The 23,514-nt window shown below is 41.6% G+C and carries 3 protein-coding genes; all 3 read right to left on the bottom strand.

Annotated elements, in window-relative coordinates; translation table 11 throughout:
• Nucleotides 1–133 precede the first annotated feature (133 nt).
• Nucleotides 134–9,955: an amino acid adenylation domain-containing protein gene (locus NSQ38_RS17595; protein WP_339783192.1), complete on the bottom strand. Its 9,822-nt coding sequence runs from the start codon at nucleotides 9,953–9,955 to the stop codon at nucleotides 134–136.
• Between the two features lie 35 nt (nucleotides 9,956–9,990).
• Complete coding sequence (locus NSQ38_RS17590) at nucleotides 9,991–21,888, bottom strand: amino acid adenylation domain-containing protein (protein ID WP_339783190.1); 11,898 nt, start codon at nucleotides 21,886–21,888, stop codon at nucleotides 9,991–9,993.
• Nucleotides 21,889–22,159: 271 nt separating this feature from the next.
• Nucleotides 22,160–23,365: an ACP S-malonyltransferase gene (gene fabD, locus NSQ38_RS17585; RefSeq protein ID WP_339783189.1), complete on the bottom strand. Its 1,206-nt coding sequence runs from the start codon at nucleotides 23,363–23,365 to the stop codon at nucleotides 22,160–22,162.
• Nucleotides 23,366–23,514 lie beyond the last annotated feature (149 nt).

Raw genomic sequence — 23,514 nt, 5'->3', positions numbered from 1 at the left:
ATGATGAAATAACGTTACTTAGGTTCGTTTAAGTTTGCCGTTCACATCGAATCTACCTCTTAAGACGCGTCAGATTCGTTAGCGCTTTGAGTGAGGAGGAAACTCACTTTTGGAGAGGCCCATTATTTTTCCATTAATAAATGTTCGACGTACTCAACGCAAGTTTGTTTATTTTAACTTCCGGGTTACTTACCACCTGTTGAATCATGGAAATAAAGTGTTTTTGAATCTGTTCAACGGTAGATAGGTCATACACATTGGCATTATACATCAATATGATCTTCATGTTCTCATGGGGCTTGACGATCAAAGTAAAATCAAAACTATTGTGTTCTGTACCCCCAACATTCATAATTTCAAGCGGTATTTCGCCTTTTTGACCCAAACTCTCCATTCGATGCTCTACCGGGAAGTTCTGATATACAACAACATGGTTAATCAGAGATTGTTTTTGCTTGGTCAGATTTTGAATATCATATAACGAATACGTGTCATATGCATGTGACTCCACAGCTTGTGCCTGATTCCTTTTCATTAGAGATATAAATGACTCATCGGCCTGAGCCTGGATACGAACAGGAATCGCATTAATAAATAATCCAATCATACTTTCGATCCCAGGAATAACAGGCGGTCTGCCCGATACAACACTTCCGAATACAACATCATTGCTTTCATTGTATTGCTGCAACAATACACCCCAAGCAGTCTGAACTAACGTATGGAGCGTTACATGCTGCTGTTCCGCAATCTGTTTCATTTGCTCAATTAGTACATCATCCAAATAACAGTTTAGCGTTCTGGAATCCTGTCTTTCATGTTTCGGTTTGATTTTTTCTCCAGGCAATTTCGTTTGCCCTTCATAACCTTCCAGGTAATGACTCCAATAGGTTATTGCACCTTGATGATCTTGCTGTTCCAGCCATTCAATGAATTGACTATACGGTGTTAATAGAGTCACTTGAGGCTTTCTATTTTCCCGAATCGCAAAATAATTTTCAAATATCTCTTTGCTTACAAGAGACATACACCAGCCGTCCATCAAAATATGGTGAAAACTCCATATGACGCGGTATTCCTCAGGCTTTATTCGTAAAACAGACATGCGTATTAGCGAATCTCGTTGTAAGTCAAATCCTCTTGCCTTGTCCTGCTCAATATACTCGTCAACATACGTTTTACCTTGCAGCTCACTTTTGCCAGCTACATCTTCATAGTTAAATTCAAATTTCTTCTCTTGATACACGATTTGAAGAGGGATGTCCACGAAATCACTGTAAAAATTAGTTCTTAATATCGCATGCCTTTGCATTAATTGATCCAAACTTTGCGCAAAAGAGGCAACATTCAAATCTCCACGCATATCAAACATGATTTGTACAAAGTAAGCGCCCGAAATTGGATTCCGTTCACTTTCGTACAGCATTTCCTTCTGTAATGGTGTAAGTGGGTACACATTTTCGATTCGACCGATGTGCCCAGTTTGTTCCACGATTTGATCCAATTGATCAATGGTTAATGACTTGCATGAAATATCACTTGGCGTAAGCTCGGTTTGTTCCTTCGTTACACAATGTTCAACGACTCTATTAAGACCTTCCTTATAGAGACAAGCCAATTGCTCCATCGTTTCCCGGCGATATTGTTTTTGACTATAGTTAATGGACAGCGACAACCGACCCTCTGTAACAATGCCATTGATATTCAGCACAAAAGGTCTCTTGTTGTTTTCACTTACGGATGGCCCGCTGGAATAATGCGAGAATTTAATGCCATCTTGGCCCGAATCCTGATTCACCTGTCCCATATAGTTGAAACTAATTTCGGGATTTTTCTCTAACTTGATACCTTCATGTCCATGTGACAAATACCTCGAAATCCCGTAACCAATGCCTTTGGTTGGGATCTGACGCAGTCTTTCCTTGACGGCCTTAATCCTCCTTGATAAGTCAGCCCCGAAATCCATCGTAATCATAACGGGGTACATGCTCGTAAACCATCCCACTGTACGCGTAATGTCCAGCTCTGGCAGGATATCTTCTCTACCGTGCCCTTCCATATTTACAAGAATTTCCCCCATGCCTGTCCAATCATGAACTGCCATTCCCAATGCCGTTAGCAATATATCATTAATTTCCGTATTGTACGCATGATGTGTCTGCTTTAATAATTGCTCCGTTTCCGCTGCTGTCCAATGAATGGTGATCGTTTCACTATCTTTGCCAATCGTCTCATCACAATCCATATCTTTTGGCAGCGGGCTTAGCTGGGCCTGCTCCACACGACTCCAGTATGGATTCTCTTGCTTCATCGCCGAGCTATCTGCAAACGTAGACAATTGTTCTGCCCATTGTTTAAACGAGGTCGTTTTTTGAGGAAGCTGGATTTCTTGGCCTCTCAAGAACTGAACATGTCCTGTCTGAATATCTTCATATAAAATACGCCATGAAACCCCGTCTACCAACAAATGATGGATGGCAATAAGCAGGTGATCCCCTTCAGCACATTGGAACAACCCAAGTTTGATCAAAGGCCCGTGAGACAGATCCATACCACTCTGAATTTCTTTTGCTTTATTTTCAATGAACGATGCAGGATCTGCTTCTGTTTTGAGGTCAACGATTTCAAGGCTGTATAATCCATCTTCGTCTGCCCCTCGATTCCACGCTTCATATCCACCTTCAGGCGCTTGACGATAAAGGATGCGGAGAGCATCATGCTGTTTAACGATCTTATCCATAATGCTGCGAATAAAGCGGACATCAAACCCTTTTTCACGAAAGAACATCATTTCCTGATTGTAATGATGTGCGTCCACCATATTTTGATCAAAGAACCAGCGCTGAACAGGTGTCAGCATCACTTGTCCCGTAACTTCCCCTTGGTCAGAAATAGTGCTCACGGATGTAACGTGTTCACTCAACTCCGCTACTGTCGGATAGGTGAAGAAATGCTTCATTTCCACTTTATACCCTGCTTGAAGCAGTCGTGAGGAAACTTGAATACATTTAATCGAATCGCCCCCGAGTTCAAAGAAATGATCTGATGTGCTAATCTTTTGAACACCAAGCACGGCTTCCCAGGCAGAGACGATCGCTTGTTCTACAGCGTTCTGCGGCGCCATATACTCGGTGCCTTTTTGCATATGTTCTTGTGGAGATGGCAATGCCTTTCGGTCAACCTTTCCATTGGATGTTAATGGTATATGCTCTAATTGAACAAAATAAGACGGGATCATATAATCCGGAATTTCATGAGATAATGCCATTCTGATTTTCTTCGCCGTCAGTGAGCTGTGGCCTTTCCAATACGCACACAACTGCTTCGAACCATCCTCATGCTCACGGGCAATAACGACTGCTTCCTGAATGGAGTCTATTTGCAAAAGCGCAGTTTCCACTTCGCCAAGCTCAATTCGGTAACCGCGAATTTTCACTTGATGATCGATTCGTCCCAGATATTCAATATTTCCATCCGGCAGCCATCTTGCGGCATCTCCTGTGCGATACATTTTCCCTTCTGTAATCCAGGGGTGATCAACAAATTTCTCTGCGGTTAAATCAGGCCGGTTCAGATACCCTCTGGCAAGGCCCTCACCTGCTACAACTAATTCTCCCTGAACACCGATCGGTTGAATGCGTTGATGTTGATCCAAAATATAGGTCTGCAACGTTGGGATTGGTTTTCCAATATTGCTCTTTCCAGCATGTATTTCAATGTCGGTTATTTCCTTATACGTTACATGAACCGTCGTTTCGGTTATCCCATACATATTAATTAACTGGACAAATGGATATTTCAGCTTCCATTCCTTCAATAACACGGGATTGAGGGCTTCTCCTCCAAAAATCACTTTTCTTAATTTCAGATCTGCTGCATGACCTGCCCGTTCTTCCTGAAGAAGATGATAGAAATACGTTGGCGTTTGATTCAATATCGTCACTTGCTCGTCTTTTAACAATTGTAGAAATTGTTCCGGACTTTTTGCCGTCATTTGAGGTACAATAACCAGTTTTCCGCCATAGAGCAATGCCCCATACATTTCCCATACCGAAAAATCAAAACAAAAAGAATGGAATAATGTCCATGTATCTGATGTATTAAAATCAAACAAATTTTTACTATTGAACAACAATCGCACCACATTTTTATGTTCAATACATGTCCCTTTTGGTTTACCTGTTGTTCCTGAGGTATAAATTACATATGCCAAGCCTGTTGGTGCAGCAGTCACTCCCAAGTTGGAATGATCTTCATGATAGGACTCAGGTTGATCCAAACAAACGACCTCTCCTGCAAAAGAGATGCGTTCTTGCAAATGACTTTGCAGCAATAATACATGTACACCCGAATCCTCAAGCATGTAGTTTATACGATCCTCCGGATATTCAGGATCAATCGGCACGTATGCGCCACCCGCTTTCAGAATCGCAAGGATTCCTACAACCATGTCTAGCGAACGATCAGCGATGATCCCGATTAACTGATCATTTTGAATGCCTTTAGCCTTCAACGTTCTTGCCAATTGGTTGGCTTTCTCGTTCAGCCCTTGATAGGTCAAATGTTGATCCTCGAATACAACCGCAACGTGTGCAGGAGTTCTTGCCGCTTGTTCCTCAAACAGTCCATGAATCGTCTTGTCCATTGGGTATTCAGCCATAGAATCATTAAACTGTTCCAAAATTTGTGTTTTCTCCTGTGTTGTCGTCAAGTCAATGTCATGGATAGGGATAAGCGGATTGTTGACCACTTGCTCCAGCATTCGAATCAAGTGACCTTGAATCCGTTCTACGCTTGACCGATCATAAACGTTAGCATTGTAATAGAACATACATTTCATGGATTGGCCTGGTTTGATAATCAGGTTAAAGTCATAATTCGTTTGTTCATCTGCTTCTACATTCGTAATCCGAAGAGCTGTCTCCTCCTGATCCCCAAACTGTTCCATAATGCCCTGTACAGGATAATTCTCGAATATCAGGATATGATCAATCAAATTTTGTTTTTGCGATGTTTCCGCTTGAATCTCGTATAACGGATACGTGTCATGTGGATGCGAAGCCACAGCTTGTTCCTGATTCCGCTTCATAACCGCTGCAAATGTCTCGTTACCTTGAGTCTGAACGCGTACAGGAATGGTATTGATGAATAAACCGATGATTCGCTCAACTCCAACAATCGCCGCAGGTCTGCCCGACACCACGCTTCCGAATACGACATCCTCACTGCCGTTATATATCTGTAGCAACATTCCCCAGGCTGTCTGCATGAACGTATTCAGCGTCACCTGATTCTGACTGGCCACATGTGCGATTTGTCCGGTTAATTCCTGACTTAATGTACAAATCATATGCTCTGAATGGTATTCATCACTCTTCGTAATTGAATGTTCTTTTGGCAAAGTGGTCTGCTCATCATAACCTTCCATATAGTCACGCCAGTATTTCAGGGACTCTTCATGATCTTGGTTGTCCAGCCATTCAATATAATGTTTGTATGGAATCGTACCCTTTGCCTCCAGTTTTCGTTGTTCCTGAATAGCAAAGTATCCATCAAACAACTCCTGGATTACAAGCGACAGGCACCAGCCATCCATCAGAATATGATGATAATTCCAAATGAAACGATAGGTTTGGTCATGCGTTTGCAAGATCGAAATACGCATTAACACATCCTGAGACAGGTCAAAACCTCTTATTTTATCTACTCTTGTATATTCTGCCACGTATGCTTCACGATCTTCTTCGTTCATCTCACGCAAATCTTCGTATATTAGCCCATTCCGTTTATGACGGTATACCACTTGCAGAGGTCCATTCTTCCATTTGCTATGAAAATTTGTTCTGAGAATCGAATTGCGCTGCATCAACTGATCCAGACTCTTCGTAAAAGCTTCCACGTCTAACAAACCATGAAGATCCAGCGTGGTTTGAAGGAAATACGCTTCCGATTTTGAATGAAGCAAATGATGAAAGAACATCCCATTTTGCATCGGTGACAAAGCATATATATCTTCGATTTCACCAATGTGTTCCGATTCTTGAACAAATCCTTCTAATTCTTCAATCGTAATTCCTTTTAACGTTAGATCACTTGGTGTACATTCCGGCTTCTCTTTTGTCACACAATGTATCACGATTTCTTCCAGATGATCTCTAAAATATGTTACCACTCGCTCCATCGTTTCTTTTTGATATTGGGTGCGACTATACCGAAGTGACAACGTCAATTTGCCTTCCACAATTAAGGCATTCATATCGATAAGAACATTTCTTCTGTGTTTGTCGCTTGCTGTTGCTCCGCCTGGATAGGGAGAGATCTGCATCCCACTATTCTGAAGATCCTGATCAAATTGTCCCAAATAGTTAAAACTAATTTCAGGATTCAAGGTAAAGGGCGTTTCTTGCTGATGTGCACTTAAATATCGTAAAATACCATAACCAATCCCTTTTTTAGGGATTTGACGAATCATTTCTTTGTTTGTTTTGATGAAAAGAGACATATTTGAACTTGTTTCCATATCAAGTACAACCGGATACTGGCTTGTAAACCATCCGATCGTTCGTGTAATATCGAGATCCGGTATAATTTGTTCTCTTCCATGTCCCTCCAGATTGACCAACACTTTATCCATGCCTGTCCATTGGTGAATAGACATGCCTAGTGCATTGAGCAGCAAATCGCTAATCTCCGTTTTATACGCACGATTCGCTTGTTTTAATAATTGCTCCGTTTCTGCCGCTGACCATTCCATCGTGATTTCTTCACTGTCTTTTTCCAGTGCATGATCCGCTTTAAAATCTGTAGGTAACGACTTATAGGTTGCTTTTTCAATTTCATTCCAATATGCAATCTCTTGCGTTATCGCATCACTGTTCGCATACAACTGGAGCTGTTCTGCCCATAATTGAAAGGAAGCCGTTTTTTGCGGTAGTTGAATGGGTTCGCCATCACTTAATTGTTCATAGCCTCTCGATAGGTCTTCGATCAAAATTCGCCATGAAACTCCGTCGATGACTAGATGATGAATAACGATTAGTAGATGATCTCCGTCTGCACATTGAAATACGCCCAGCTTCATCAAGGGTCCACGTTCCACGTTAAACTTGCTTTGCATTTCATTTGCTTTCTTCTCGATTTCTTGAGACGGATCTGCTAATGACTTAAAGTCCATCACTTCAAGTGTATATAAGGGTTCTCTTGCCAACCCTTCATTCCACGCTTCATACCCCCGCTCCGTATGGCGATATACCATACGAAGTACATCATGATGCTCACTCAATTTATCGAATACACGGCGAAGTGTGGCTTCGTGAAAACCTTCTTTCCGATACAACATCACGGACTGATTATAATGATGGGCGTCCACCTTGTATTGCTCAAAAAACCAATGCTGAATTGGAGTCAGCATCACTTTTCCAGTGATGATTCCCTGTTCTGACAGAGTACTTATGGGTTGAACATAGGGAATCAAGCTTGCTATAGTTGGATTTTTAAACAGATGATCCATCTGCACCTGGTAACCTGCTTGATATAACCTTGAAGAGACTTGAATGGATTTAATCGAATCTCCTCCAAGCTCGAAGAAATTATCCAAAATCCCAATGTTCTCTACCCCAAGTACCTCTTCCCAGATCGATACAAGTTGTTGTTCCACCATCGTTCGGGGTGCTTCGTACTCCATGCCCTTCAACATATGTTCTTTGGGAGCAGGCAAAGCTTTGCGATCGATTTTCCCGTTAGACGTGAGCGGCATCTGATCTAGCTGTACAAAATAGGACGGAATCATGTAGTTTGGCAGCTGCTGGGACAGCACCTCCCGCAGTTCCCCTATCGTGATTGCGTCCTCTCCTACCAGGTACGCACATAATTGTTTGGTTCCCGTTTCATCTTCTCTGGCTATGACGATGGCCTCTTTTATCTGGGTACTATTTAGAAGAGCCGTCTCCACTTCACCAAGTTCAATCCGGTGTCCACGAATTTTCTCTTGATGATCTACCCTTCCTATATACTCTATGTTCCCATCGGGCAGCCATCTTGCGAAGTCACCTGTCTTGTACATTTTCGCTCCCGAAACAAATGGATCATCCACGAATTTCTCCGCAGTCAGATCTGGACGGTTCAAGTAACCTCTGGATAACCCTGCTCCGGCTACACATAATTCTCCCTGAACTCCAATAGGCTGCAATTCATTCCGTTCTCCTAAAATGTAGACCCTATTGTTCGCAATGGGCTTCCCGATTGAAATCTTTTGATCTGCCGACTTGATCGACAGAACTGTGGATACAACACTATTTTCAGTTGGACCGTATTCATTACACACTTCGATGCGTGGATTGATGCGCTGCAATTTGTGTATTAAGGCAGGAACAATTTTCTCTCCCGCAGCCACCACATTTTTCATGGATGCCCAATCTTCCCCGCTTACTTGTTCCAATAGGGTCATCAAGAAACTGGGTGGACTTTGGATGTGCGTGATTTGCTGTTTTTTGACCATCGTATTGATGGCTACAGCATCTTTACACTGTTGCTGGTTTAACAAATATACCGTCGATCCAGATATTATCGGACCATAGAAGTGGGTAATAAACGAATCAAACACGAAGGGATTCAGCATTAATACCCGATCATCTCCGGTAAAATGATAAAAATCCGATTTCCATTGCAGGGAATTCACAATGCTGGCATGTTCAATCATTACGCCTTTGGGATGACCTGTTGTTCCAGACGTGTAGATCATGTATGCCAAATCACTGGAGATCGCTCCATCTTCCAAATTTAAATGATCCTCATAGTGATTTATTTCAGAATCCAGAATGACACATGTCCCTGCATAATGTTCCGGCTTCTGTATATGACCTTGATGCAGCAACCAAGCCACTTTCGAATCCTCAAGGATGTAATGAATACGATCTGCCGGATATTCCGGATCGATTGGGACATATGCCCCGCCAGCTTTTAGAATACCGAATAAACCTACGATCATCTCAAGCGAGCGCTCTGCCATAATGCCAACGAACTGACCCGCCTGCACCCCCTTAGCTTGAAGCAATCGGGCCAATTGGTTGGATTTTTGATTTAACTCTCTGTACGTTAACTGTCTATTCTCAAATACGACTGCCGGATAGTCCGGTGTTCGTTCCACCTGTTCTTCAAATAATTGATGCATCGTCTTGTTCTGTGGATACTCAACCCTTGTATCGTTAAAGTCATATAACAGCTTGTTTCGATGAAACTCTGATAACATATCGGCATGACTTAACTCCAGATCAGGTTGGTACAGCACAACGGATAACAATTGGTCAAGATGTTCTACAACTTGAACCATATACTCTCGATCATAACGATCATCATCATAAACTAATCTTAACTGAATGGAGTCGTTCTCCAGATCAAAGTGGAACATTGTCGCCGCTTTTACGTTATTTTCATCAAGGTCAGGATGAATTTCATTCAACGAAACCAAGGTATGAATCAGAGGTACATGGTTCGAATCATACTGAACATTTAAACGTTCAACCATTTTTCTGAAAGGGATTCGTTGATGCTGAATAGCTTCGGTTAAACTGGTCTTCACTTGATTAAATATGGATTTGAATGTCATCGCATGATTGATATTATTTTTTAAGACAAGAACCTTATTCGAGAGCGATAGATCATTGTTCTTTTCTTCCATCGTAGGTATGCCAATAATCATCTTGGTTTCATTCGTGTATTTATATAACAGACACTGAACTCCCGTTAATAAGATCGTATATATTGCCATAGGAGCATTTCGCGACATGGACTTGATTTTATATGAAACATCGGCTGACAAAGACTTATATATAGCATTCTGGTGCTGCGTATCGTCTGGGTGTTTGGAGGTTGTTTTGCAATAAGGCAAATGAACAAGATGATCATCATCTTCAAATCGGCTTGCCCAATACGATTCCTGTTTCTTAAAAATAGACATACGGCACCCCGATCACATTTATATTTTTAGTTATTCTAGAAATCTACTTCAATTAGATCAGCCAGCGTATCCCCGTCTATTAATTCTTCAACCAATTGAATCTTGTTGATCTCAATATGAGGGTCGTTGGCAATGGTTGTTAATATGACCAACAGATTTTGTGACATCGCTTCAATCGTTGTTTTCTCAAATAAAATCGTACTGTATTCAAAGGCCACTTCTAACTTGTGTTGCAATTCGGTAACATACAGCGTTAAATCGAATTTGGATACTCTCGTATTTGGAGCATAAGGCTTACAGGTTACTCCATCCATCTGAATCTCTGAAGCATCTGTATTCTGCAATACAAACATGGTGTCAAACAACGGATTCCTCCGAGCATCTTTGGTTACATTTACTTTCTCAATCAATTCTTCAAACGGATAATCCTGATTCTCATATGCGTTCAACATATTTTCTTTCACTTCCAGCAGATACTCCGTGAATGTTTTATCCCCTGCAGGATAATTTCGAATAGCCAGTGTGTTCACAAACATCCCCATAACCGGCTCCAGCTCAGCATGTGTCCTGCCTGCAATCGGCGTGCCTACAATGATATCTTCTTGCCCGCTGTATTTAGATAATAGAATCGTATAGGCGGCTAATAGAATCATATATAGCGTTGTTCCTGTCCGTACTTCCATGTTCCTTAAGCCTGGAAGAATGTCTTCCTGCAAAACAATGTCCAATACATCTCCCGCATAGCTTAGCGTTTCAGGTCTTTCGTAGTCTGTTGGCAGATCCAATAGCGGGATACTCTCACCAAACACAGTAAGCCAATACTTCTCCTGCTTTTTCATCCGCTCACTATGAAGTTGCATTTGCTGCCATTCAGCATACTCCTTATACTGAATTCGAAGAGGAGATAGCTCCTCTCCTTTATAGAACTGGCTCAGTTCAGTCATCAGAAGATGCACGGATAGTCCGTCTGCAATGATATGGTGGAGATCTACCAGCAATACATGACGCTCCTGCTGAAGTTCAATAAGTCCCACCCTCATAAGAGGTGCTTGCCCGAGATCAAATGTGCGAACAAACTGTTCAATTCGATCTTCTATCTCTTCTTCCGTTGACTCGATCAATTCAATTCCAAAGTTAACTTTAGGGTATACGATCTGTTTCGGTTCCCCGTGTATGACTTTGAATCCAGTCCGAAGCGATTCATGACGATGAATCAATTGTTGGAATGCTTCTTCCAATCTGATCCGATCAAGCGATCCTTCCAACATAAACATACCTGACATGTTGTACATGAGTTCCTTGCCAGCTTTGATGCTCATAATGTACATTCTCATTTGCGCCGAAGAAATAGGATAATATTCTTTTTCCTCTACTTGAGGAATGGACACTAATACATCCTGTTCCATTTGTTCAATAGATTGAGCCATCTGTTCAATGGTCTGCCATTCAAAGACGTTTCTTACCGATATGTGGATATTCAGCTTTTGATTGATTTTGGCGGCCAGCTTGGTCGCACGTAAAGAGTTGCCTCCTACATCAAAAAAATGGTCTTTTACACTGATTTTTTTCACGGCAAGCACATCCTGCCAAATAGGCAGCAACTGTTTTTCCACCCCAGTTTGGGGTTCTATATATTCACTTCCCGTTTGTATGTTTTCTTCTGGACTCGGAAGCGATTTGCGATCGATTTTCCCGTTCGCTGTGAGAGGCATATGATCCAATTGTATAAAGTAGGCTGGAACCATGTAATTCGGCAACGCCTTAGAGAGGCTTTGTTTTAACTCTCCCACCGTCAGCGTGGAATCCGCTGTAAAGTATGCACATAACGATTTGTCCCCGTGATCATCCTCATGTGCAATGACGATAACTTCTTTCACACACTCTAGATCTAACAGCGCCGCTTCGACTTCTCCTACTTCGATCCGATATCCGCGAATCTTAATTTGGTGATCCATTCTTCCCAGATACTCGATATGGCCATCGGGAAGCCATCTCACCAAATCTCCCGTTTTGTACATTGTAGCTCCCTGGACAAACGGATCACGTACAAATTTTTCTGCTGTCAGCTCAGGTAAATTCAAGTATCCTCTACCAACCCCATCGCCAGAGATACATAATTCCCCTACGACGCCTACAGGCTGAACTTTGCCATGTTTGTTTAATACATACAGGCGATTATTTCCTAATGTTCGACCAATCGGTAGGTGAGCCCGTTGATTCGCTGTATCCAGGTGTTCTGGAAGTACATGGTATGTCGCAACATCCACACAACATTCTGTTGGACCGTACACATTAATTATGGTTGGAGGCGTTATATGATTGAGAGCAAATAATGATGTGATATCATTTACACTTTGCTGAGAAAGAGCTTCACCGCCAATGAGCATATATTTTAGCGATATGCCTTGAACGTTTTTTGCCTTCGAAAGCAATTTCAGGTGCGCAGGTGTTCCGTCCGTCAAATCAATTTGATGGTGCTGATAATAATTCATTAAATCTTGTCCATCCAGTACCGTGTCCTTGTCTACAATGAACAAGGCATGTCCTGACAGCAGTGCGCCAAAAATCTGCTTCACAGATGCATCGAAATAGTAAGGCGCAAGTAAAGCGACATGCAAACCGCTATGCTGATCATCTATAACTTGACTGTACAACGCTTTAACCAAGTGATGAACCTGACGATGTTCGATCATCACACCTTTTGGCATGCCTGTTGTGCCTGAAGTATAGATCACATAAGCCAACTGCTCGGAATCCCCGGCCGGTTCCAGATTCGACAGATTAGCTACATAGGTTTCTTCATCGTCCAAATCAATCATTTTTCCATTAAACGATACCAACTGCTTCAAATGTTTTTGCGTGACTAACAACGTTGCCCCCGAATCATGCAGGATATAGCGGATACGCTCTTCAGGAGAATCCGGATCAATCGGTACATACGCCCCGCCTGCTTTTAGAATGCCAAAGATGCCAACGATCATATCAACCGAACGATCTGTCAGAATACCTACAAATTGATCCTGCTGCACTCCCTCAGCTCTAAGCGTATATGCCAACTGATTCGCCCGTTCATTCAATTGACGATACGTCCATTGCTCATCTCCAAAAGCGACGGCTAATTGATCGGGTGTCCGTTCCACCTGTGCTTCGAATAACTCCTGAATGGTCTGATTCCGTGAATACGCTATGTTGGTATCATTAAACTCATGTAAAAGAACGTGCTGCTCATGTTCAGACAGCATTTGAATATCGGACAGGGTAGCATCCGGTTCAATCACAATGTCTCTAAGGATGTTGAACAGATGTGTTTTCATCCTGTCGATGGTGTCCCGTTCAAACAGTCCCGTCTTGTAATTAAAGTGCATTTCCAGACACTCATTATCATCCTCAACGATGAACATCAGATCATATAACGATACACCGACATTTAATTCTCTAACTTTAAAGCTGCAATCCTGTTCTTGCCGTTGATTCAACGCGGTATTTAAGAAGATATACATTGTATTAAAAAGCGCTGTCCCAGTGGTATCACGATGTGTGTTTAATTTCTCTACAAGATTGTCAAAAAGATAGTCCTGGTTATCCAATGCATCCAGGGATTGTTTTTTAATTTCCTCGAGATAGGATCGAAACGACTTATTCCCCACCGGCTGTGATCGAATCGCTACCGTCTGGATAAAGACACCTATCATATTCTCGACATCCGGATGGTTTCTTCCTGATGTTGGTGTACCTACAATCAAGTCTTCTTGATCCGTATATTGATGAAGCAGCACATTATACGCTGCCAATAACACCATAAACATCGTAGTTCCCGTTTGTTTCGCAAGTTTCTCCAGCGACTGCTTCAAGTGTGCGTCCAACACAAATGACAATCTTGAACCTGCCGAAGTCAAATGAGGTGTCCGAACAAAATCAGTAGGCAGATTAAGGTTCGGGAGTTCTCCTTTGAATTGATCCAGCCAATATTTTTCTTGCTGCTTATAAGACTCCCCCGCCAGAAATTCTTTCTGCCAAGCTGCAAAGTCTTTGTATTCAATATCAATATCCGGCATGTTTCTTCCGTCATATTCATCGATCAGTTCATTCGCAAGAATGCCAACGGAATATCCGTCCGATATAATATGATGCATCTCAATGAGAATCTCTGCATGATCATCGTTTACACGAATGAATTCGGCACGTATTAATGGCGCTTTGGAGCAATCAAATGGTTTTGCAAACGCCTTAACATGTTGTTCAAATGAAGCAGAGCTTTCCTGAGATCGTTTCACTTCAAAATCAATCGTTGGAGCAATACGCTGGTAAAGCTCTCCATCCATCAGATGGAAACTGGTGCGAAAAGCTTCGTGACGGTGCACGATTTGTTCCAATGACGAAATCAATTTAGCTTCATCGATATTTCCTGTGACCGTAATATGGCCGCACATGTTCTGAAACACACTATTCGGCTCAAATTGATCCAGAAAGTAGATTCGCTGTTGTGCAGCTGACGTCTCATAGAACTCCTTCACGTCCAATGCCTTGATTGGAATGAATGTTTCCTCGTTCTCGCCTGTAATCAGACTGGCAAGCTCTTTCAGACGTTGCTTTTGGAAGAATTGAACGATTGAAATTTTGTGTTGAAACTGCTCATGTACCTTGGATAGCATTACTGTCGCCTTGAGCGAGTTTCCTCCGAGATCAAAAAAGTGATCATGTCTCCCCACTTGATCGAGGGATAATACGTCCTCCCAGATCAAAGCCAGCTTTTTCTCCACGTCATTGACTGGAAGCTCGAATATGGCTGCATGATTAACGTGAGGAAGACGCTCCGTAACAAACCGAGTATACATTTCCTGTAATTGGTCCTGTTGATCGGATGAGAACAACGTCAAAGACGAAATTTCAGCCTCTGGATGACTCACCATACTTTGAAGTAAAACCTTAAATCCTTCGGACCACAGTTTCATCATCTCAGGTCCAATGAGATCGGTATTGTAATCAAAATCCAGGTACAATTCATGGCTAACATCCGTAATATTAAGAAACAAATCGTAAGAAATATGTTTGATCGGATACGACATGAATTCAGTCTCGATATTTTCAAATTGAAGATGATGAATGGTTCTGTCCATATTGAATAAAATCCGTGTATCCGGTGCAGTCATATGAGCAAGCTGTTCGGATACGAGAGTCAATGGAACATGCTGATGTTTCATGACAAGAGCCAGCGTTTCCTTGAGCTGAAGAACATGCTCTACAACGGACTGCTTCATTAACAAGGCATGATGAACAGGTACAATGTTGACACAGTTGCCAATCAGCGCATTTTTTCGCATGTGAGACTGACCCGCTGTAGGCACGCCAATGACAAGGTGAGACTGCCCTGTTAGTTGATGCAAATATAAATGAAACGCTGCAAACATCATTACAAACAAACTGCTCTTATTATTTATACTTAACGTTCGCAAAGACTCCGTTAATTGATGATCCAGCTTGATGGAATACCTTTCACCAGAATATCCCCTGGGCACATCACCGGACTGTACCGTTGGAAGTGTAATGTTGGGATAGGATAAGGAAAATTGTTCTTTCCAGAACTGGACTCCTTCGTTAAATGACCCTTTTTCATCTTCAAGTCGTTGCCAGCTTAAATACTCACGGAATGGAGTGGCTTCAGGTAATTGAACCGTAACCCCTCGGACAAGAGCAGAATAGGTATGTTCCAACTCTTGAATGAATACAGCAATCGACCAGCCATCTACAACAATATGATGAAATGTCAGCACCATAAGGTATTGATCGGCTGCCTTTTTAAGCAAGGTGATTCTAAATAGAGGTTCCCCAGACTGTAAATCGAAGGCTTCATTTGCATCGGCAGATAACCAATTGGAAATTTCCCGTTCTTGATCCTCACCCGCATATGCCGAGAAATTCAACCATGTACATTGAAATTCCATTACGGATCTGATTTGTTGTGTTTCACGATCGGCATGAATGACTGTTCTTAGGGCTTCATGACGCTGTGCGATCTGATTCACGGCCTGATCCAGTGTGGAAGGCTCTATTCCGCCTGTCATTTTTAAAATAACACTCTGGTTTAATGCAGCATTCGCATCTTCCCCATGTAATGAAGTTAACAATAATTGTTTTTGCTCTAAAGAGAGCGGATATTCCGAAACAGGCGATTTACCAGGGATAAACCCCCACTCGCGTAGTTCATGGATCGTCTCTTTCACGATTCTGATTATCGTATCCATGTCACCCATGGAATGCACAGTCGATATAAAACAGTTACGACCTTCCCAAATGTATAAACCTTTATAAATTAAATGGTAGAAGAATAATTCCATATCTCCAAATGATATAAATCGAAATAAAGATCCATAGTTCACCATTTGCATCGGTACATTCGCTGTTTTGAAAAACGCATTTAATTCTTTTACAAGATAATCTGTTTTTTCATTTAATTCCTTATATAAGGTTTCTGCTTCAGATTGAAGATATTGTAGTACCGTTAACATCACTCTCATCGTAAGAGGGTGTGTACAGAAGGTTCCACCGACAAACGTTTTCTTATCTGCATCGGAAGGGTAAGAATTATCACCAAAGTTCCAGGTTCCACCATCTACCGGATTCATAAATTCAGCCTTACCGGCGACTATGCCAATAGGCAGCCCGCCACCGACCACTTTCCCATACGTAACCAAATCTGCTTGAACGCCAAACCATTCCTGCGCTCCACCCAATCCAATTCTGAATCCAGTGATGACCTCATCGAAAATAAGTGCAATGCCAAACTGTTTCGTGATCTCTCTAAGTTCCCGTAAGAATTGTGTAGGCTGCAGATCAGGTCTTCGACTTTGCACCGGCTCTACAAGCACAGCAGCCAATTCATCACCCAGGTTCTGAATCATATCCAGTGATTGCGGATGGTTATAATTAAGAATAATCAAATCTTCCATAGCGCTATTTACAATACCAGGAGCCATAGGCAGCGCAGACGATAAAACATCCCCAGGATTCGCTACACCCAACACGCCGTCATGTGTACCGTGGTAAGATCCTGAAAATAATACAACTTTGGAACGCCCCGTTGCTGCCCTTGCTAAACGAAGTGCAACCATGACAGCTTCTGTTCCTGAATTATAAAATGCGACACGCTCTACACCCGTCAGCTCGGAAATTTTAGCTGCAACATCTCCTGCCAAATCTGACATAGGGCCCAATGGAGGCAATTGTTCCTGGAGGCTATCTGCTATTACATTTTGAATAAAAGCTGGATTATGACCAAATAGATTTACACCAAATCCCATCGTCAGATCCAAATACTCGTTCCCATCCAGATCCCATAACTTAGATCCCTCTGCACGCGTTGAAATGATGGGATACACCATTTCCTTCCAATACGAGCGAAATCCGGATACATTGCGATTATTCGCATGGACTAAACGTGTTTGGCCTGTTTTTAATTTGGAGCCTTTGGTTCTTGCGGTATACTTGGCTATAAATTGTTCAACATACTGGTTCTGAAGCGGTGATAATCCGCTCTCTTCATGAATCTTCAACGATTGATACGGTATAAAAGGTTTAGCTTCCTTCGAATCCGAATTGGGTTGGATCTCTTTGGTTGGTTTGGTTTCATTATGTTTGGTTTCATGATGTTTCATTTCCAAAAGAGGTGATTGAACAGCATTCATTTGTTCGCCTAACAGCACATTCAAACTTTTTAATTGAGATTCCATAAGCTGAATGGCAGACATCACAATTTGTTCCGACACATTCCCTGATGATTTTGCCGTGTTTATATTGTTCACAGATGCCAGATTTCGTTGTTCAGTATGCTCGTGCACTGTTTGATTGTTTATATTTTCAGATACATCATGATGCTTTATATTCTCTGACACATACTTAACTAAGGAATTAATATTTGTAAGGGTTTCAAAAAACATTTCCATCGGGATATCCAAACGGAACAGCTCTGAGATCTCCTTCTGAATTTGCACAAGAATGATGGAATCCAATCCCATTTGGAGAAAATGAGCTTGATGATCCAGCTCTTCCAACTTCAAACCAGATGCACGACTGATGCTTGTTTTAATCTTTAATTCAATATCGTTTGTATTCATCTCCATTTGAACCTCACTCCTCCCAGACCTATGCTCCGCTGGTATCGGCTGTTTAACTTCAATCCAACACCGTTTCTGTTCAAATGGGTATAACGGCAATGGAATTTTCGAAATGACTTCATGGTTATAAAACCTTTCCCAATCTATCACTGCCCCCTGTGTAAATAACTGACCGAGTTCATTTAAAGATTCTGCCTTTCCCTGAACATAGAGATGATCGCTAACAAGCGTTTTGTCTTTTTTGGCATAACCAAAATAAACATTTGACAGTTTGCTCTCTCCGCTTGCAATTCGTTTCAATTTTTCATGTAATTTTTGTGTACTCGTGACTACGATGGCAAGCCGATAATCCAGATTAGCCCTTCCCGTACTGGCTGTATAACAGATTTGTTGAATGGAAACATTCGTGTGATCGGTTAGATATTCATGATACGTTCTGACCAATTCATCCAGCGCCCGTTCCGTGGCAGCAGACAGAACAAATAGATTAGGCTCTTGGGACATCCTTTTATCTACTGTTTGGGAGGGAACATATTCTTCGAGGACCACATGCGCATTGGTACCACTGAAACCAAAAGAACTAACCCCGCATCGTAATGGGCCCTCTTCTTCACCAAAAGCCATTAATTCCTGATTCACATAAAAAGGTGAAGCTTCAAACTTAAGCAGGGGATTGGGCTTGTCAAAGTGAACTAATGGTGGAATCTTTCTATGTTGAAACATAAGAATAGATTTAATTAATCCAGCGATCCCCGCTGCTTCAAAGCCATGTCCAATGTTAGCTTTGGCAGATCCGATTGCACAAAATTGTTTCCGATCCGTATATTTCTCAAAAGCTTTACGCAAAGCATTGAACTCAACCGGATCACCTAATTTTGTCCCTGTTCCATGTGCTTCAATAAAGTTAAGCGTATCAGGAGAAATGCCGGCTTCTTTCCATGCCTGTTCGATCACATTGGTCTGTGACTCCGGGTTAGGTGCTGTGATTCCTACCGTCTTGCCATCCTGATTAATCGCACTTCCCTTAATCACACCATAGATATGATCCCCGTCCTTAATCGCTTGCTGCATTGGCTTCAACATGACCGACCCAACACCTTCACCAAATCCCGTGCCGTTGGCATCTTCGCTAAACGTTCTCGTCAATGCATCTGGAGATTCCATATCCAGTCCGATACTAATCGGTAATAATGCTGTTCGAATGCCTCCTGCGATTGCCATTTCGCAGTCTCCAGCGAGCAATCCTTTACATGCCATGTGAACAGCAACAAGTGAGGAGGAACAAGCGGTATCAATCGTTAAGGCCGGGCCTTTTAAATTCAAGAAATATGCAATTCTGCTCGCAAGTACAGATGGTAAATTTCCAATGATATAATTTTTGAGTTCTGCGGGGTAACTCGCCGTAACGAGCCGTTCGTAATCATATCCAACTTTGGAATACCCCACGTAGACGCCTACATTTCTTCCATTAATTCCTTCCCCTGCATAGCCAGCATCTTCAATCGTATGCCATGCCGTTTGCAAGAACATCCTTTGATTCGGGTCCATAAATTGTGCAGTTTTTGGGGTTATGCCAAAGAAAGAATAGTCGAATTGATCAATTTGATCCAAGTAACCACCCTTGATCCATTGAATTTCGCTCATTTCACTTTGCATGGATTGTATATAATCCGCTGCGTCTTTTATCCGACTTTCCGGGTAGTCCCGAATGTTATGCGTTCCATTTTCCAAAACACGCCAAAAATCGCCTGCATTTGATGCACCAGGGAGATTCAAAGACATACCGATAATAGCAACATCTTTGGATGGCGTATGATCCTCTTGAGTTTTGTTGACTTGCATGGTCTCGCTGTAGCCTCTAGCCAGATATGCTGCCAATTCAGTTATCGAGGGATAGGTAAAGAGGTCCGTAACAGCAAGTTCTTCTCCGTATTTTTGTTCTATACGTTCAGCGATTTGGGCCAGCTGTAATGAAGTTGCACCCATATCAAAATAGCTATCCTCAAGTTCAACCTTTTTCCCAACCAGCACTTCAGAAAATAGTGAAATCAATTCACGTTCTATGACTCGAACCGAAACAGCAGCCACTTCTTTTGCCTTGTCATTGTCATTCTTGATCCAGTCATGGATGAATGCAGATTCTGTTGAGAATTTGCCTGCTTCATACTGCTTGGCTAACTGATACCGCTGGATTTTCCCACTTGTTGTTTTGGGTAATTTTTTGATGGGCAGTACCTCTTTGACACTCCATCCCCCTTGTTTATATAGATGTCTTTTGATTTCTTTAACAAGAGGCAGGAAGTGTTCGATCTTTTTTTTGTACACGACAAACACAATAATTTCTTCACTTTGACTATTCGAATCATACACACCACAAGCAGCAACTCTTCCAAGTTCAATATCATGTAATTGTATGGCAACACGTTCAATGTCATGGGGATATACATTTTTACCATTGATAAAGATAATGTCTTTTTCCCGCCCTGTTACAACCAGTTTTCCGTTCATGATGAAACCCAGATCGCCCGTATTCACCCATCCGTCGCGCGTTAATAACTTCTCCGTTGCTAGTGAATTATTATAATAACCTTGGGTGACGTTATCCCCCTTGATTTCAATTTTTCCAATAACCAAATCGGGAACACTGTTCATTTCCTCATCGCAAATTCTAACATGGCAATAATCAACTGCCTCGCCAACGGCAACAAATGATGCCACATGTTCAGCATGTTTCTCGACTTCGATGACACGCTCCCCTAAGTTCAGATGTTCCCGGTGAACGTACACCGCAGTAAATTCTTCTTCTACCTTGGGAAAGGAAACGGCAACAGAGGCCTCTGCTAATCCATATACGGTAAACATGGCTGTTTTCTTTAAGTGATATGCTGACAATACATTTAGGAATTCATCACACACTTCGGGTAATATAGGTTCCGCCCCATTATAGATGACTCTGACAGATGACAGATCCCATCCCTCCGCTTTGTCTTCGCGAAAGAAATTCAGGAAATATTTATAACCAAAGTTAGGGGAAGACAGTATGGTTGCTTTGTGTTCATTTACTTTTTTCATCCATAGAATCGGTTTGCGGATAAATAATTCCGTTGGAAGCAAGTACTGATGAATTCCTGCCACGAGGGGTACGAGATGAAATCCAATCAAACCCATATCATGGGTAAGGGGCATCCAGGAGAGAAAACTATCGTTTAGACTAATTTGTGTGCCATTAATAGCAGCACTAGCATTATAAATGAGGTTTCGATGGGTCAGCATAACACCCTTGGGGTCGCCGGTTGATCCGGAAGAAAATTGAATAAATGCCAAGTCATCTGGCTTAGGCTCATCATATTTTACAGATTTATAATCATATACGTGGTCTTGTATCATTTCCGTTCTAGACTCTAGTTGATGATGCAAATCCAGTAATTTATGTTCTAAAGCGAACTTTCTCAGTTTATCCAGTACCTTTTCAGATGCAATCATGAAGGGGTTATTTAGCAATTCCCATATACGGCATACCTTCAAGTTTTGTTCTTCATCTTCACCAATACTTACAGGTACGGGGATCATTCCACCTAGTAAACAAGCCCAGAATGCGACTAAAAAGCGTTTGTTCTCTTGGATCTGAAAAATAATCTCTTGTTTAGGTTTAATTCCGATGGCTTGTAGATAACCTAAATACCCATGTGCTTCAGTAAATAATTGATGATAAGATATAAAAGTTTCACGTTTGTCCGCATCGATAAAACGAATACCGCGGTCCGTTATTTTACCTCTGTCGCGGATCACATCCACTAATGTTTGAAACTGGTTAGTATACATATCTCTCCTCCAAATATATCTTCTCTATCATGCTTATCTAATTATTTACACATATTTCAAGCAAAATTTTACCATAGAAATATATGTAAAATCAATCAATTTATTGTTACTATATGGTAAAATATAGAGATTGAATAGCTCATTTTTTTACATATTGATGACAAAACGTCTGAATATTCAACAACTTCAGAGCGTATCCAACGACAAACAGACCACCTCATAATGAGATAGCCTGGAATGTTCTAGAGGTCTTGTGAGCAAACAAAACGTACTAGATTGCATTAATTAACGCAGATTCATCTATTGAAATTTGTTTCGCTGTAAGAATCGAATGACATACCTGTAGAGCATCATTTATCTCTTCTTCGCTAAGTTTGTATCCATTCTTGTGTATTTGTTCCTTTACCCGTTGTAATTGATGAAATAACGGCTCAACCGTTTGGGTATATGCTATCGAATCTTGGTTATAATTCCGTGAAATGAGTGCGGTTACCATTAGTTCTGATAACAACTTTTTACGAATCGTTAACCGCTTATTCTTCCTTTCTTGTGTATTTGTAAGCATTAGTAAATCGGAAGGCTGACCAAGGGAATAAGGTACAGTACCCTTCGTTATTTTACTCATAAGACTAACTAACACATGTTTAGAACCCAACTCTATAACTTCAGTAACCCCATTTTCAACCAGATAAAGCATAGACTCTGACCATCTTACAGGCATCGTCATCTGCATGTTTAAGTAATCCACGACAGATCGATCACACTCATAGGGTGCTGCTGTAACATTTGAAATAATCGGGTATTTTGCATGGGCATATTGATATCGATCCAATTCAACTTTGAATTGTTCTGCTGCGGTTTGCATCATGGGAGAATGATAGGGACCACTTACATTGATATAAGAATGTTTCGTTCCCAGGGATTCTGTCCTTTTAATAATTTCTTGTATAGAGTGCCGATGTCCCGAAATGACAAACTGTTGGTCAGCGTTCATACAAGCCACACAGGCAGGGTGTTCTTTTGTTGAAACTTCTTCGCATATGTTTTGAAGTGTGTCTAATTGAATGTGTGAAATGGCCACCATGGTCCCTTGCTGATGCGGGTCTGCATTGTGCATAATGATCCCTCGTTGTCTCACAAGTTTAATAGCGTCACGAAAAGATAGAACACCAGCGCATACCAAAGCCGAATATTCTCCCAAACTATGCCCAGCCAAATAAGTGGGTCCCATCCCTATTTCTTGCATATAAACTTGATAAGCAATGACACTTACAGTCAAAAGTGCAGGCTGCGCGTTCATCGTCATTGTCAAATCATTCATACTGCCTTCAAAACAAAGTTTTCTTAAATCGAAAGAAATAGCATCACTGGCTTCTTCAAATAGCTTTTTAGCTACATCGAAGTTATTCCAAAAGTCTCTACCCATCCCAACCACCTGAGAACCTTGTCCAGGAAACAACAGAGCTACATTACTCATCCAGCATCCTCCATGTATAAACTTTATATTTCATGCACTCCGACAACTTAAAACCAATAAATTCCTTGTTTGCAAAATTTATAATAAACTTTCATTGGGAGTTATGCAATAATAAAGTCAAAAGGAGGGTCATCTATATCTATGAACGG

Origin of the sequence: Paenibacillus sp. FSL R7-0313, from assembly GCF_037969885.1 — a bacterium.
Classification (GTDB): domain Bacteria; phylum Bacillota; class Bacilli; order Paenibacillales; family Paenibacillaceae; genus Paenibacillus.
The sequence above is the reverse complement of the archived record's forward strand: the minus strand, read 5'-3'. Positions and strand labels throughout refer to the sequence as shown.